This is a genomic window from Bacillus inaquosorum, from assembly GCF_023238325.1.
Taxonomy (GTDB): domain Bacteria; phylum Bacillota; class Bacilli; order Bacillales; family Bacillaceae; genus Bacillus; species Bacillus inaquosorum.
The window spans coordinates 2,629,782-2,644,965 of the sequence record NZ_CP096592.1 but is presented as its reverse complement, the minus strand read 5'-3'; the positions used below and the strand labels follow the sequence as shown (position 1 = coordinate 2,644,965).

The window sequence follows — 15,184 nt, the reverse complement described above, 5'->3', positions numbered from 1 at the left end:
TTAGATGAAGATACCAAATCATATTGGTATCTTTTTTGTTTTTGCTTCAGAGATTATTAAATCTTCTTTGATTATTTTAAAGTTTTGCCTTAAGACTTAAAATACATAACATATGAATAAGTTCTAAATTCTTTACCGATCGTTCTCAAATTTGATATACTTGAGACAGGTTAGATCTAACTGTTTTGCTACTCAAATGAGAATGATCATTCTTTAATGATTTAAGAATGAGGGAGGGATGAATGCATCAATGATTCTCAGTCCTTTCTCAGTATAAAGAGGTAATACGTTCTAAGGTGGGATTACATGGCTAGAAATAAAGAATTTGATGAAAAAAAAGCATTAAGAAAAGCAATGGAGCTTTTCTGGGAACAGGGTTATGAAAAAACATCCATGCAAGACTTGGTGGACCGTATGGGCGTTCACCGCAGAAGTATCTATGATACATTTGGCGACAAACATACTTTATTTATGCGAGCCTTATGTCACTATGTAGAAATAATGGAAGTAAGAATGAAGAATGAAGTGAAAACAGAATTAACGGTTAAGCAGGCTATACGAAAATTATTTGAAATGGTTATTTACCCAAAAGAAAATCATCCAAAAGGATGTTTAGCTGTTAATGCAGCTGTTGAATTATCCCTAATAGATGAAGAAGTAGCTAAGAAAATTACAGAGATTTTTATAAATGCGGAAGCATTATTATTTGATCTGCTAAAACATGGTCAAGAACAAGGAGAAATTCCTAAACACTATGACATCAAAGGGCTTTCTCAATTTATTCATAATTCACTCGTAGGGATACGAGTATTAGCAAAAACGACAAATGATAAGGGAAAATTAGAAAACATTATTGATTTGACTTTGTCGACACTAGACTGAATCTATTTTGTTATACGGGTTAACTAATTAAAAAAATTTGTTTTCGAGGAGAGAATAATATGAAGTACACAGTTATTACAGGAGCAAGCTCAGGTATAGGATATGAGGCAGCATTAGCGTTTGCTGCTCGCGGCAAAAACTTAATTATTGTAGCTAGAAGATTAGATAAATTAGAAGAGCTTAAATCAACAATTCAGAATATTCATCCTGATTTGGATGTTATTATTCGTACAAGTGACTTATCTATCACAGCTCAGGCATATACACTGTATGACAATTTAAAGGAATATCAAATTGAGACTTGGATTAATAATGCCGGGCTTGGTGAATCTTCTTCTGTCACGGATCAGAATTTAGATAAAGTGGAAACCATGTTACGTGTCAACGTAGAATCCTTAACGATTCTTTCTACACTATTTGTACGTGATTATTCGGATGTAGAGGGAACTCAGTTAATTAACGTATCATCAGCACTCGGATATGCAATTGCTGTTGGCAGTATTACTTATTCTGCATCTAAATACTTTGTTAGTGCATTTACAGAAGGGCTTGCAAAAGAACTGGAACGCAAAGGTGCGAAAATGAAGGTGAAAGTTTTAGGACCAGCAATCACGGAAACAGAATTCATGAAAAATGCATCTGATACGAAAGAATTTGATTACAAAGCAAATATCCCGATGTACCACACAGTTGAGCAAGTGGCGAGTTTTATGATGAAGCTTTATGATAGTAATCAAGTAGTAGGAATTGTAGACGAAAACTATGAATTTCAATTAAGAGATCAAATCTATCCGATTCTAGAGATGTAATATTTCAAGTTATTAAACCTATATAACGATGCTCTATATCACTAACACTAGGAAGATGAAAAACATTTATTTACAGTATCGGTTCTAAAAAATTTAATCATTTGAGAATGATCGTTCTAAAAATCACTAATGTTTAGGTGGCCGGTTAATCATAAAATAGGAAGTCAGACTTCGCTTAAAGTAAGATTCCCCTCCACCTAAACGATTATATAAAAAGGTAAAAACCTAATAAATGTAATATGATAGAGGATGCTGATAAAAAAATGAAAACACTCATGAAAGCAGCTCAGATCACCAAGTACTCTAAAGATCTCTATGCCCAAATCAATGACATTCCAATTCCTGAAATCGATGACAACGAAGTCTTGGTAAAGGTCAAAGCTGCGGCGGTCAATCCACTCGAAATGTTAATTATTGCAGGCAGCGTCAAACTGATTCAAGATTATGAATTCCCATTAACGCTTGGTAATGAATTGACAGGTGTTATCGAAAAAGTCGGAAAAAATGTGACAGAATTTCACGTAGGAGATGCCATCTATACACGTCTCCCTCTAGAAAATATTGGTGCTTTTGCGAAATATGCCGCAATTGACGCTGCCGCAGTTGCACCCATGCCAAAAAATTTGTCCTACGTGGAAGCCGCTGCTGCACCACTGGCTGGACTCACAGCGTATCAAGGTCTGCATGAAGAACTTGAGGCACAGTCAGGTAAATCTGTTTTCATTCCAGGTGGATCAGGCAGTTTTGGTCAAATGGCTGTACCAATCGCAAAGGCAATGGACCTAAATGTCATTGTTAGCGGTAGCTCAGAAGCGCGCGAACGCATTTTGGAAATGGGTGCAGATCAATATTTGGATTATTCAACAGAAAACTATGTTGACTTGTTGTTGAATGTGGATTACGTGATTGATACACTGGGACCTAAAGAATTTGACAGTGAATTGAGTATTATCAAACCGGGGGGAAGATTGCTCTCTCTCCGTACAGGACCAAATAAACGTTTTGGAAAAGACCGAAATTTTCCATTGTGGAAACAAATGCTATTTTCCCTTGCTGGCGCAAAGTATGACCGCAAAGCCAAGAAACAAAACGTGGAATACCATTTTATCTTCGTTCGTTCTGACGGCGCACAACTTAAAGAAATTACAAAAATCATTGAAGAAAACAACATTGTTCCAGCAATTCATCCAACACTATTTACCATAGACAACGTAAATGAAGCGCTAAAACTAGTCGCAAATGGACGATCAAAAGGGAAAGTGATTATTAAATTTTAAGGGGAATATGAAGAAAGCAGTCAAAAAGTTGAGATCATTTATGTAAAGGATTTTGAAAGGCAATAATAAAGTTACAAACCGCGAGATCTGCTATTAAGAAATGGAAAAGATAAAGAGCTAGGTCAGATCATAGAAAAACTTCAGCAAGCCGGAGTCCTGTAGCAGTAATGATAAAACATGGAGAACTAGACATTTCAATTGTTTCTTATAGAAAATGTTGGAATGAAATTGAGACAGGTGCTTTCTCTAACAGACATGTCACTAGTGGCATGTTATTTACCTAGTTATAAAAGAAAACTCTTTATTGGGGACTTAGGCATTAGTAAATGTCAATAAAAACCGATGGTTTTAACTATCGGTTTTTTTTAGTGCATTTTTCACACTCATTGAAAATGATCTCATTAGGACAAACACTTATTACATAGCATTACCAAGGGGTGATGCATTTTATGAAGGTAATCATCATCGAGGGACCGCAAGCTGAAAAATGCATTAACGATTGCTATCATTATTTAATAAAACTTTATAGAAAGGAGATCCAGGGATCGAGCATCGACAGCCAGATCGAGGCCTGTATAAATAGGTGTGTTGAAGCATGCTATGAAGGGGTTTCTAGCGCGAGCTTTTATAACGTCCGGCTTTGGATTGCTTGAGAGAGGATGCAAGTAAGCAAGTAAAGGGCTTATAAGTAAAGTCATCTGCTTCTCGGAGAGCTTATCAGCGATGACAAAAAATGATTTTCATAACTCTTTCATATATTCTTTCTCTATTTTTTTAAAAAGAAACTTTAATGAAATAGAGAAAGCCGGAATGTTAGATCCGGCCTCTGCCTGAAATAGGTAAAGCTATTAGCCAAGTAACATTTTTGTTACTAAATTCAAGTAGTTCTAAATCTTCCTCCCATAAAAATGGGGGAACGAACATAACATGTTTCATATCGGTTTCTTCTTTATTTGAGTTACTTTTAGTCGAATTGGCATTAGCGAAATGTGAGTGTTTTTCAGTCTTTAGAGGTTAAAATTAATTAATAGCTCAAAGAAATTAGCTTTCACACTTGACTATATACCTATAGGGGTATATTATTACGTTATGAATAACAAGGGGTTAATAAGGTGGTGTGGTTAGTATCAATTATTTAGTTGTTGCATTTCTGCTTATTTTTGTTATTATTCATGCAACGTATAGACGTTATTATCCTATAACCGGAATCTCTTGTACCCATAAAGATAAATTAGAGACCATGGACATAACAATATTAGATATTCGCCATTATAACGATGTACCCAATTTTTCGGATGGTATTATTTTAAACATCCCATATGCGTATCTAAAACGTTTTTATTTAGAGATTCCACGTGATAAAATACACATAATAGCTCATGATAGGGTGGAATTAAATTTAGGAGTGCGTTTTCTGAAGAGCAAAGGTATCCATGTAAATAGTTATGAATTGGCAACATGTAAATGTAAAAATAAATTATAGAAAGGATTTCATCGATATATGGAGTATGATCAAAAGATTAAAAACCGCTTACGCCGAATAGAAGGACAAATTAAAGGTGTATTGACTATGATGGAACAAGGAAAAGATTGTAGAGAGGTTGTGACCCAACTAGCAGCTTCACGTAATGCTATCGATCGAGCAATGGGTTTAATTGTGAGCACAAACCTTGAACATTGTGTTCGTGAAAGTTTAGAAAAGGGCGAAGACACACAAAACTTAGTAAAAGAAGCAGTCGACTTATTGGTAAAGAGTCGATAAAAAATTCATCAACCTATATTTAAGGTTGACGAATTTTTATATGTGTTATATTATACCCCTGCCGGTATTTAATGAGTTGAATAATAGCAGATCTTTCGAAAAAATTTTTTGATCTCGATATACCCCCATGGGTAATTGGTTAGGAGAATAAACATGACAGAACAAACAAAACGCACAACAATTGTTTTATTTAGCGGGGATTATGATAAAGCAATGGCAGCCTATATTATTGCAAATGGTGCTGCTGCCTACGATCATGAAGTGACGATTTTCCACACTTTTTGGGGATTAAACGCTTTGCGTAAAGAAGAACCTGTTCCAGTGAAAAAAGGGTTTCTTGAAAAAATGTTTGGTAAAATGATGCCTCGCGGTGCTGATAAGATGGGTTTATCTAAAATGAACTTTGCAGGTATGGGTCCTAAAATGATTAAAAATGTGATGAAAAAGCATAATTCACTGACATTGCCTCAGTTAATTGAGACGGCTCAAGAACAGGATGTAAAGCTTGTAGCTTGTACGATGACAATGGATCTTCTTGGTTTACAGGAAAAAGAACTATTAGATGATATCGACTATGCTGGAGTAGCAGCTTATTTGGCAGATGCTGAAGAAGGCAGTGTCAACTTATTTATCTAACGTTACCCATTGCAAATTCAATAAATGAAAGGGGGGGACACTATGGACAGTGGCGTACTTATCAATACCTTACTTATTTTATTTTTACTTTGGATTGTATTTCGACGTTTTTTACCAGTGCAAGGTGTTAAACAAATAACAACTGCTGATTTAAAGTCAGAGCTTAAAAATAAAGGCAAACAGTTTATCGATGTACGAACACCTCATGAATTTCGTACAAGACATATTCAAGGGTTTAAAAACATTCCCTTGTCAAATCTGCTTCGTCAAACCAATCAACTTTCGAAAGATAAAGAAGTTTTTATTATTTGTCAAAGTGGAATGGGAAGTCTAAAGGCGAGCAAGGTATTGAAAAAACAAGGATTTAAAAATATCACAAATATTAAAGGTGGTATGAATACATGGTCATAAAACCTTAGATAGTATTTTTTTTGTATATTTATATACCCCCACCCCTATTTAAAAAGGAGGAAAAAAATGGTGAAGGCAAATATTGTGTTAGACGCTAAAGGTTTGACGTGTCCAATGCCCATTGTAAAAACGAAGAAGAAAATTAAGGATTTAAAAGCTGGTGAGATACTAGAAATTGAAGCAACAGATAAAGGCTCTACGGCAGATTTGCAAGCATGGGCAAATAGCACAGGTCATGAATATCTAGGTACTGAAACAGAGGGAGAAATACTTCATCATTTTCTTCGTAAAGGAGGAGAACATTCATCAGAAAGCACACCTTCTATTCCTGAGGTTTCACTAGAAGCTTTCAAACAGAAAGTTGAAAGTGAGGAGTCTCTTAACATTTTAGATGTCCGGGAGTTAGATGAGTATGAAGAAGCTCATATCCCGGGAGTTGTGCATATCCCTCTTGGGGAAGTGGAAAAGCGCTCTAACGAGTTAAACAAAGATGATGAAATTTATATCATTTGCCATTCTGGAAGAAGAAGTGAAATGGCAGCCCAAACGATGAAAAAACAAGGTTTTAAAAAGGTTATTAATGTTGTCCCTGGTATGCGTGATTGGACAGGTAAAACAGAATAAATAAGAAAAGGGTGATAACAAATGAGTACAAGAGTAGCAATTATTGCGGCAAATGGTGGTCTATTTGATGCCTATAAAGTTTTTAATATTGCGACTGCCGCAGCAGCAAGTGATCAAGAAGTATCTATCTTCTTTACATTCGAGGGATTAAATCTGATTCATAAGCAAGCACATCAAGAATTAGAAATGCCGAAAGGAAAAGAACACTTTGCGGAAGGATTTAAGAAAGCAAGCGTGCCGTCTATTCCTGAACTGATTGAAATGGCACAAGAAATGGGAGTTACATTTATTGGTTGTCAAATGACGATGGACGTTATGGGTTTAACAAAAGATGATTTTGTAGAAGGAATTGAAGTAGGCGGGGCTGTTACCTTTTTAGATTTTGCTAAAGATGCTGATGTATCCTTAACATTTTAGTCCCGTTAAAAATAGATTCGATATAGGAGGTATTTAAACATGACCGTAAAGGCACTGACCCCAAAAGAAGTGACAAAAAAAATCTTTAACAAAGAACCTTTATTTATTTTGGATGTGCGTAATGAAAATGATTTTAGTGATTGGAAGATTGAAGGGCATGACTTTGACCATTTGAATGTTCCTTATTTCGATCTTTTAGATGGAGTAGAAGATATATTGGAGAAAATTCCTTCCGATAAAGAAGTGCTAGTCGTTTGCGCAAAAGAAGGTTCATCCGTAATGGTATCCGAGATGCTTTCAGAAGCAGGTCTTTCTGTATCCTATCTTAAAGGCGGAATGAAAGCATGGAGTGAACATTTAGAGCCGGTAAAAGTCGGAGATTTAAAAGATGGTGGTGAAATTTATCAGTTTGTTCGAATTGGGAAAGGTTGCCTATCATACATGATATTCTCCAATGGAGAAGCAGCCATAGTAGACGCTACGCGTATGGCAGAAGTGTTTATAGATTTTGCAAAGGAGAAAGGTGTAACGATTACTCACGTATTTGATACACATCTTCACGCAGACCATATTTCAGGTGGGAGAGTAATTGCCGAAAAAACAAAAGCAACCTACTGGTTACCGCCTAAAGATGCTGAAGAAGTGGTATTCGATTATCAGCCGTTGGAAGAAGGAAATGATATTATCATTGGAAATATAAAGATTAGAATTCAACCGATTTATTCTCCAGGGCATACCATTGGCTCCACTTCTTTCATTGTCGATGATCAGTATCTTCTTTCAGGTGATATCTTATTTATCGATTCAATCGGCAGACCGGATTTAGCCGGTATGGCAGGAGATTGGGTAGGAGATTTAAGAAAAACTCTTTATAGCCGTTACAACGCGTTATCAAAGGATTTAATTGTATTACCGGCACACTTTATGATCATTGATGAGCTAAATGATGATGGAAGTGTTGGTAAAAAACTAAGTACATTATTTGCCGAGAACCATGGTTTGAACATTGCTGATGAAGCAGAATTTAGGCACTTAGTGACAGGTAATTTACCTCCACAACCCAATGCATATCAAGAGATTCGCGAAACAAATATGGGGAAAATCAACCCAGATGAAGAAAAACAGCGTGAAATGGAGATTGGGCCAAATCGTTGTGCAATTCGATAAAAGATGATTATTACCAAACAGAGGAGAGATGAACATGAAATCAGATAAAGTATTAGATGCTAAAGGGCTGGCATGTCCAATGCCAATCGTCAAAACAAAGAAAGCTATGAATGAAATAGAATCAGGTCAAATATTAGAAGTGCATGCAACCGATAAAGGATTCAAAAGTGACCTAGCGGCTTGGTCTAAATCAGGTGGGCATGACATCTTAGAGCAAGCTCAAGAAGGAGATGTACTGAAATTCTGGATTGAAAAAGGCTAATGAATGTGAAAGGGTATCGAATAAAAAGATACCCTTTTCCTTTGAAAAGGAGGAAAACCAAATTGGATATTGCCTTTATCACAACTCTTTTCATTATAGGGTTTATTGGTGCCTTTCTTTCCGGATTGATTGGTATTGGCGGTTCAGTAATTAATTATCCAATGTTATTGTACATTCCTTCTTTAGTAGGGGTGATGTCATTAACTGCCCATGAAGTTTCAGGGATAGGGGCTATTCAAGTTTTCTTTGCGACACTTGGCGGTGTTTGGGCTTATCGTAAGAGTGGTCTTTTAAATAAAGCATTAATTATTTACATGGGAAGCAGCATCCTTTTAGGGAGTGTATTGGGGAGTTATTTTTCTCATCACTTATCTGAAAAAGGAATTAACTTTATATACGGAATTCTGGCTATTATAGCTGTTATTCTAATGTTTATACCTAAAAAAGGACAAGCACATAGAGACGGCAAAGAAGTGATATTTAATAAATGGTTGGCTTCGTCCCTAGCGTTTATCATTGGTGGCGTATCAGGTATTTTAGGAGCTGGCGGCGCCTTTATCCTAGTCCCCATTATGTTATCGATTTTAAATATTCCTGTTAGAATCACCGTCGCTTCATCTCTTGCGATTACACTTCTTTCATCTATTGGAGCAACAGTTGGAAAGGTGATTACAGGTCAGATACTTTTTTTACCTTCTTTGATTCTTATTATCTCAAGTTTAATCGCTTCGCCTCTAGGAGCAAAACTGGGACAAAAAGTAAATGAAAAAATCCTGCGGTGGATCTTAGCTTTACTGATTTTGGTGACGGCTGTTAAAATTTGGTTGGATATTCTGTAACAGATCACTTTCTTACGTATGATTAAAAGAAAGACCAACAGAGTGTTTCAAATGTTGGCCTTTCTTTTTTCTGTTAAGACATTTACATAATGTTCAATAAATGTTTGTACAGGATGAAATTCTTTTTGATAATGGATGACTCGTACCAATCTATATGATAGCCCATATAAAGTATTTGAATTAGTATTGTCTACTGTCGATTAGCATTTTTATACACGGATAGGGAAGAATTTGAGTATTTTAAAAGAAGGATAAAGCTACGAGGAATACGAACTCACATAACTCGACTTCTAAAGTTGCTCCATTCTTTATTCAAACAACTCATCCACAACATGTTTTAAAATCTCGTAAGACTGAATTTCCTTGCTCAATTCGTAAATATTAGATAATACAATTAATTCATCTACTTGATACATTTGTTGGAATTCAATTAGTTCGCGACGAATTGTTTCTGAATCACCCATGATTGTATACCCCAGTCGACTATGGAGAATTTCTAATTCAAACTGTGATAACGATTCTAGGAAGTTTTCAGTGGGTGGAATAAGCTTACTTAAATTATTTGTGTAAATATCAATATACACCTGCAAATGACTTGCAGAAATAAAAGATGCCTCTTCCATAGATTCTGCTGCAATCACATTAATACAAGCAATCACATAAGGCTCTTGTAAATAAGAAGACGGTTGGAAATTTTCTCGATAAATAGCGAGCGCTTCTTCCATCGCATGAGGTGAAAATTGAGCGCCAAATGCATAGGGTAAACCAAGCTTTGCAGCAATTTTCGCTGAATCCGTTGAGGATCCTAACACAAATACAGGCACATGCGTTCCAATACCTGGATAAGCGCGAACCTCTCTCTGCACACTCTTATCCCCAACAAAACGCAAAATATCATTTACTTCTCTTTCAAAGAAAAACACTCCATTATGGTTGGAACGACGAATCACATCGGCCGTTTTTTGATCCGTTCCCGGTGCGCGTCCTAATGCCAAATCTACACGATTTGGATATAATGTTTCAAGTGTTCCAAATTGCTCCGCTACGACTAATGGGGAATGATTTGGCAACATAATACCCCCTGAACCTACGCGAATGTCCTTTGTATTTGCTAATATATGTTGTACAATTGATACGGTTGCTGCACTTGCATAAGCGTCGTGATTATGATGCTCTGCAAACCAAATCCGTTTATAGCCCATATTATCTACAGCTTTAGCTAATGAAACTGCAGAATCAATCCCTTGTTTCATTGTTTCTCCTTGTCTTAATGGAGCAACTGATAAAACAGATATATCAAATTTTTTCATAATTTCACCTCTAAAAATAATGAACTTATACAAAATCAATGGAAAAACCATTTTAAATAAATGTCTCATATTAAATGGTGTACATTCCTCTTTTGTTTTGTATGCAAATAAATATATACTTTCTCAATCGATCAATACATAGGGAAAATAAAGTTATTTCACAATTTCACTTTATTTTTAAAGTTTTAAGCATACATAAAAAATTGCACAGCGAACAGACTATGTAAAATACTTCTTATTTTTTCAGAAAGGATACAAGAAAATGATTGATGAAATAGATAAAAAAATACTTGATGAGCTGTCTAAAAATAGTCGCCTTACAATGAAAAAATTAGGGGAAAAAGTACATCTCACTGCACCAGCAACCGCATCAAGAGTAGTAAAGTTATTAGACAATGGCATAATAAAAGGATGTAGTATTGAAGTGAATCAAGTGAAATTAGGCTTCTCTATACATGCTTTTCTTAATATTTATATCGAAAAAATCCATCATCAACCCTATTTAGCTTTTATAGAAACACAAGGTAACTATGTAATAAACAATTATAAAGTTAGTGGAGACGGTTGTTATTTGCTTGAATGTAAATTTCCTTCAAACGAGGTATTAGATCAATTTTTAAATGACTTAAACAAACATGCAAACTATAAAGTGTCGATTGTTATTGGTAAATAGTTAACTTTATAAAACGGAGATGTGTGGTCATATAACATGATATATATCTGCTCTAAAAAAGCCCTAGTTTGGATATGAAATTTACCAAGCTAGAGCTTTTTTTATACATGATTTAACACTTATACATTATGATAACAAGCACATTATTCATCAGACATTAATGACGTATTATAATGATTTTTTACTTCCTTAATAGACAAATAAAGCTGATAGTTTCCATATTTCAATAAATCATTCAAAAGGTGATTTAAAACTTCTTGTGAATGAACCTTTACCTTCAGAAGATAACATGCGTCTCCTGAAATACGATGTGCTTCGCTAATTTCATTACGAGCAGCAATAAATTTCAATAAATCATTATGCTTATATGCATTCATGAAAAAGATGACAAAGGCTGTAAAAGAAAGCCCCACCCTCAATTCATCAATCACAATCGAATATGCCTTAATGATACCGTTATCCTCCATTTTTTTGATGCGATTGCCTACCGCTTGTCCTGTCATATGAATTTTTTCACCGATTTCTTTCCATTGTATCCGAGCATTTTTATTTAATAATTGGAGAATTTGAAAATCAATTGAATCAATTTGCATAGTAACTACTTTCACAGTGAAAAAGTTTTACATAATAGTATTTCATGAGACCATCGAAAATTCAATGGAAATTATATATCCTTATACAGTATAAAAATTTTAAGAGGTGAAAAAAATGACAACAGCTTTATTAGTGATTGATATTCAAAATGATTACTTTCCAAATGGGAAGATGGCTTTAACAAACCCTGAGAAAGCAGCACAAAATGCGGCTAAACTACTTTCACACTTCAGAAACACAGGCGCACCAGTCTTTCATGTACAGCATATCACAGAAGGTAACATTGCTCATTTTTTCCATCCAAATACAGAAGGTGTCGAAATTTATGAGTCAGTACGTCCATTAGAGAAAGAGACAGTTATTGTAAAATATATGCCGAATAGCTTTTTCAATACAGATTTACATGAAAAGCTACAAGAACAAGGGGTTAAAGAATTAGTTGTTTGCGGTATGATGTCCCATATGTGTATTGATGCAACAGTTCGTTCTGCAGTTGAACATGGTTATGTATGCCAAGTGGTAGAAGATGCTTGCGCAACAACAACATTGCAAATTGAAGATAAAATCGTTCCTGCTGAACATGTCCATTACGCATTTATGGCCGCATTAAATGGTGTCTATGCAACAGTGAAAACCACAGAGGCATTTTTAAAATAAAAGAATTTCCTTTGCGAACATAACGTCTTTCTTTTCACAAGAAAGATGATTCAACAACTTAAAAAAGGATGTTCAGAAAAATAACTTCTGGACATCCTTTATTCATTATCTTTATTTTGTTTTTCGGTATCATTATTCCCATCTGATAAAAGATCAAGATGTCCTGTTTTTGATCCATAGTAAGACCATGTACAGGAATTGTTTTTGCCATATAGATATTGATGAAGGTTTACATAAAGCACCTAATTGCTTGATTTACTTTAATGTTAGATCCCTCAATAACTCCATTCTCTTCTAATTTCTCTACTCTAGCTGTAGCTGCTGGCCATGTTAAATGTACTCTCTCCCAGATCTTTCATTGTAATTCGGCTATTATACATAATTTCTCTATAATTTTTTATCTGTTTGATCTATTTGAACGTTAATTCCTTTCGAAAATAAAGTCAAAGAGTTAAAACACTTTTTTTTATCTATGTATTTGAACACTGCTGATATTATACACTTAACTCTGTCGAACTAAGACAAATAAAAAAAGAAAGTGAGTTGTAAATATGAATATTACACAAATTCGAAATGCAACAATTGTTGTAAAATACGCAAATAAAAAATTTTTAATAGATCCTATGTTAGCAGAGAAAGGTACGTACGCTACTTTCCCTGAAACGATCAGACAAGATCTATTTAATCCTTTGGTGAGTTTGCCAACGTCAATTGATAACATTCTGGATGGCGTAGATGCAGTCATTGTTACTCATCTACACCTAGATCACTTTGATGATGTGGCAAGAAACGTATTGCCGAAAAATATCAAAATGTTTGTTCAAAATGAAGCAGATGCAAAAGAAGTAAAATCAAGTGGTTTCAAAAATGTAGAAGTACTACAACAAGACACAGTTTTTGAAGGGATCCAATTAGTAAAAACAAAAGGTGAACATGGTAGAGGAGAAGAGTTATTAAACTTAATGGGTGAAGTTTGTGGATTAGTATTCAAGCACCCAAGTGAAAAAGTTTTATATGTAGCTGGTGATACAGTTTGGTATGATGCTATCGAAGACGAGATTCATACACATCAACCAGAAATCATTGTTGTTAATGGTGGAGACAATCAAAGATTAGAATTAGGTTCACTCATCATGGGAAAAGAAGACATCTATGAAGTTCACAAGGCTGCTCCTAATGCTAAGATTATATCTGTTCATATGGAAGCTGTTAACCATTGGACACTATCTAGAGAAGAATTAAAAAACTTTAGTAAGGAAAAAGGATTCTCAAGTAATATTTTAGTACCAGAAGATGGCGAGTCTTACACATTTTAATATGAACACCGACAAACAATATTGTCTTGTTCATATTAAAAAATAAGAAATAGAAGAAGCTCATAATATAAAAACTAATCATGAGCTTCTTCTAATGATGAATATAAAGAAATTTTAAATATATCGAAAATCCTAAATATATGGAATAACAAAAATGGAATTTCCAATGATGACAAAAAAACTTGAACAGCAACAGAGATATGTCGTTAGGAGGTAGAGATAATGACAAAAAAAGATACAAATATATCAACACAGCAGCCTGTTTGGTTACAAGGTTATATTGATTCACCAGAAAAACAAAACCAACTTTATAAAAAAACATTAAAAATCTTGATGGTTTCACAAATTTTTGGGGGAGCAGGACTTGGTGCTGGGATAACAGTTGGGGCGCTTCTTGCACAAGATATGATAGGATCGGAAAATGTAGCAGGAATTCCAACTGCCCTCTTTACTTTTGGATCTGCCGTAGCTGCCCTACTTATAGGAGCATCCTCACAACGTTTTGGTCGTAGAGCCGGACTTGCAGGTGGTTTCCTTATAGGTGGATTAGGTGCTATAGGTGTTATAATTGCGGCTTTAATCAACAGCGTTGCCCTATTATTTGTTTCCCTTCTTATTTATGGAGCAGGTATGGCTTCTAATCTTCAAGTTCGGTATGCTGGGACAGACCTTGCAAATGAGAAACAACGGGCAACTGCTGCAAGTATGGCCTTAGTTTCTACTACTTTAGGAGCTGTAGTGGGTCCTAACTTAGTTAATACGATGGGGGAATTTGCAGATTCAATTGGTGTTCCCAATTTAGCTGGTCCGTTTATCATGTCAGGAGCAGCTTTTATAATTGCTGGATTTATTCTCTTAATTTTTCTTCGTCCAGATCCGCTGTTTGTATCAACAGCTATTGCGAATGCTGAGAAAAAAGACGATAAAGTACAGATAGGAGGATGTCTAAAAAATCCTGCTATAAACAAAAAAGGAATAATGGTAGGAGCTGTAATTATGATTTTAGCTCAACTAATCATGACAGCTATTATGACAATGACACCAGTTCACATGGGTCATCACGGTCATGGTTTAAGCGAAGTGGGATTAGTTATAGGGCTCCATATTGCAGCGATGTATCTTCCTTCACCATTGACTGGTTTATTAGTAGATAAGTTTGGTCGCACTACTATGGCTATTGCTTCAGGTGCTACACTTCTTGCCGCTGGATTGGTGGCAGCTATTGCACCGGCAGACTCATTATCATTACTAATCCTAGCACTAGTATTACTAGGGGTAGGTTGGAACTTTGGTTTACTAACGGGAACTGCCCTCATTATAGATTCAACACATCCATCTCTACGTGCAAAAACACAAGGAACATTCGATGTCTTAGTAGCACTATCAGGAGCAGCGGGTGGAGCCTTGTCAGGAATGGTTGTTGCACATTCTAGTTATACAATACTATCAATTTCTGGAGCCGTTTTATCATTGTTACTCATTCCAGTAGTTATTTGGTATTTTAAAGGGATTCAGGAAAAAGCATAAGCTTATATAACTTTCCTATAC

The 15,184-nt window shown here is 35.3% G+C and carries 18 protein-coding genes and 4 pseudogenes; 17 read left to right on the top strand and 5 right to left on the bottom strand.

The genetic code is table 11. From position 1 onward, the window contains the following. Positions 1 to 306: 306 nt before the first annotated feature. The 4 genes and pseudogenes from M1M80_RS13325 to M1M80_RS13310 all read left to right on the top strand — a co-directional run bounded on the left by M1M80_RS13325 (position 307) and on the right by M1M80_RS13310 (position 3,547). Positions 307 to 882, top strand: a complete 576-nt coding sequence (locus M1M80_RS13325) for a TetR/AcrR family transcriptional regulator (RefSeq protein ID WP_003237173.1) — start codon at positions 307 to 309, stop codon at positions 880 to 882. Between the two features lie 59 nt (positions 883 to 941). Beyond that, positions 942 to 1,691, top strand: a complete 750-nt coding sequence (locus tag M1M80_RS13320; protein ID WP_003237172.1) for an SDR family NAD(P)-dependent oxidoreductase — start codon at positions 942 to 944, stop codon at positions 1,689 to 1,691. Between the two features lie 263 nt (positions 1,692 to 1,954). Then, a complete protein-coding gene (locus tag M1M80_RS13315) occupies positions 1,955 to 2,968 on the top strand; it encodes an NADP-dependent oxidoreductase (RefSeq protein ID WP_032731893.1) in 1,014 nt (337 codons plus the stop codon). A 449-nt stretch (positions 2,969 to 3,417) separates the two neighbouring features. After that, a pseudogene (locus M1M80_RS13310) lies at positions 3,418 to 3,547 on the top strand (hypothetical protein). A gap of 122 nt (positions 3,548 to 3,669) precedes the next feature. On the opposite strand, the pseudogene M1M80_RS21720 reads toward M1M80_RS13310, so the two are convergent. Continuing rightward, positions 3,670 to 3,736, bottom strand: a pseudogene (locus tag M1M80_RS21720) (hypothetical protein); the annotation flags it as partial. A 63-nt stretch (positions 3,737 to 3,799) separates the two neighbouring features. After that, a pseudogene (locus tag M1M80_RS13305) lies at positions 3,800 to 3,916 on the bottom strand (suppressor of fused domain protein); the annotation flags it as partial. A gap of 169 nt (positions 3,917 to 4,085) precedes the next feature. On the opposite strand from M1M80_RS13305, the gene M1M80_RS13300 reads away from it, so the two are divergent. The 9 genes and pseudogenes from M1M80_RS13300 to M1M80_RS13260 all read left to right on the top strand — a co-directional run bounded on the left by M1M80_RS13300 (position 4,086) and on the right by M1M80_RS13260 (position 9,086). After that, entirely contained in the window at positions 4,086 to 4,451 is a 366-nt protein-coding gene (locus tag M1M80_RS13300) for a hypothetical protein (RefSeq protein WP_019258964.1), read from the top strand. 18 nt (positions 4,452 to 4,469) lie between these two features. Continuing rightward, entirely contained in the window at positions 4,470 to 4,730 is a 261-nt protein-coding gene (locus M1M80_RS13295) for a metal-sensitive transcriptional regulator (RefSeq protein WP_003237170.1), read from the top strand. A 153-nt stretch (positions 4,731 to 4,883) separates the two neighbouring features. Continuing rightward, the gene (locus M1M80_RS13290) at positions 4,884 to 5,366 is read left to right on the top strand and encodes a DsrE/DsrF/DrsH-like family protein (RefSeq protein WP_019258963.1); all 483 of its coding nucleotides are present in this window, start codon (positions 4,884 to 4,886) and stop codon (positions 5,364 to 5,366) included. Positions 5,367 to 5,408: 42 nt separating this feature from the next. Next, positions 5,409 to 5,777 carry a rhodanese-like domain-containing protein gene (locus M1M80_RS13285; RefSeq protein ID WP_060399075.1) on the top strand — a complete coding sequence of 123 codons (369 nt, stop codon included), beginning with the start codon at positions 5,409 to 5,411 and terminating at the stop codon, positions 5,775 to 5,777. 66 nt (positions 5,778 to 5,843) lie between these two features. Continuing rightward, positions 5,844 to 6,401 carry a sulfurtransferase TusA family protein gene (locus M1M80_RS13280; protein ID WP_003237167.1) on the top strand — a complete coding sequence of 186 codons (558 nt, stop codon included), beginning with the start codon at positions 5,844 to 5,846 and terminating at the stop codon, positions 6,399 to 6,401. A gap of 21 nt (positions 6,402 to 6,422) precedes the next feature. Next, complete coding sequence (locus tag M1M80_RS13275; protein ID WP_060399074.1) at positions 6,423 to 6,818, top strand: DsrE/DsrF/DrsH-like family protein; 396 nt, start codon at positions 6,423 to 6,425, stop codon at positions 6,816 to 6,818. A 35-nt stretch (positions 6,819 to 6,853) separates the two neighbouring features. Beyond that, positions 6,854 to 7,985 (top strand): annotated as a pseudogene (locus tag M1M80_RS13270) (MBL fold metallo-hydrolase); the annotation flags it as partial. A gap of 34 nt (positions 7,986 to 8,019) precedes the next feature. Then, positions 8,020 to 8,247 (top strand): sulfurtransferase TusA family protein, encoded by a 228-nt coding sequence (locus M1M80_RS13265; RefSeq protein ID WP_003237159.1) that lies wholly within the window; start codon positions 8,020 to 8,022, stop codon positions 8,245 to 8,247. 62 nt (positions 8,248 to 8,309) lie between these two features. Continuing rightward, positions 8,310 to 9,086 carry a sulfite exporter TauE/SafE family protein gene (locus tag M1M80_RS13260; RefSeq protein WP_060399073.1) on the top strand — a complete coding sequence of 259 codons (777 nt, stop codon included), beginning with the start codon at positions 8,310 to 8,312 and terminating at the stop codon, positions 9,084 to 9,086. A gap of 308 nt (positions 9,087 to 9,394) precedes the next feature. On the opposite strand, the gene M1M80_RS13255 is transcribed toward M1M80_RS13260, so the two are convergent. After that, on the bottom strand, positions 9,395 to 10,396 hold the full coding sequence (locus M1M80_RS13255; protein WP_032731960.1) for an LLM class flavin-dependent oxidoreductase: 1,002 nt from the start codon (positions 10,394 to 10,396) through the stop codon (positions 9,395 to 9,397). Between the two features lie 262 nt (positions 10,397 to 10,658). Between M1M80_RS13255 and lrpA the strand changes: the two genes are divergently transcribed. Further along, positions 10,659 to 11,069: a transcriptional regulator LrpA gene (gene lrpA / locus M1M80_RS13250; RefSeq protein ID WP_003237151.1), complete on the top strand. Its 411-nt coding sequence runs from the start codon at positions 10,659 to 10,661 to the stop codon at positions 11,067 to 11,069. Positions 11,070 to 11,212: 143 nt separating this feature from the next. On the opposite strand, the gene M1M80_RS13245 is transcribed toward lrpA, so the two are convergent. Next, entirely contained in the window at positions 11,213 to 11,662 is a 450-nt protein-coding gene (locus M1M80_RS13245) for an Lrp/AsnC family transcriptional regulator (RefSeq protein WP_003237149.1), read from the bottom strand. A gap of 115 nt (positions 11,663 to 11,777) precedes the next feature. Between M1M80_RS13245 and M1M80_RS13240 the strand changes: the two genes are divergently transcribed. Continuing rightward, positions 11,778 to 12,320: a cysteine hydrolase family protein gene (locus tag M1M80_RS13240; RefSeq protein WP_060399072.1), complete on the top strand. Its 543-nt coding sequence runs from the start codon at positions 11,778 to 11,780 to the stop codon at positions 12,318 to 12,320. Positions 12,321 to 12,549: 229 nt separating this feature from the next. Here the strand turns inward: M1M80_RS13240 and M1M80_RS21625 are convergent, their stop codons facing one another. Next, complete coding sequence (locus M1M80_RS21625; protein WP_323135013.1) at positions 12,550 to 12,672, bottom strand: winged helix-turn-helix transcriptional regulator; 123 nt, start codon at positions 12,670 to 12,672, stop codon at positions 12,550 to 12,552. Between the two features lie 199 nt (positions 12,673 to 12,871). On the opposite strand from M1M80_RS21625, the gene M1M80_RS13235 reads away from it, so the two are divergent. Then, the gene (locus tag M1M80_RS13235; RefSeq protein WP_003237143.1) at positions 12,872 to 13,636 is read left to right on the top strand and encodes an MBL fold metallo-hydrolase; all 765 of its coding nucleotides are present in this window, start codon (positions 12,872 to 12,874) and stop codon (positions 13,634 to 13,636) included. 222 nt (positions 13,637 to 13,858) lie between these two features. Further along, positions 13,859 to 15,163, top strand: coding sequence for an MFS transporter (locus M1M80_RS13230; protein ID WP_060399071.1), 1,305 nt, complete (start codon positions 13,859 to 13,861; stop codon positions 15,161 to 15,163). Positions 15,164 to 15,184 lie beyond the last annotated feature (21 nt).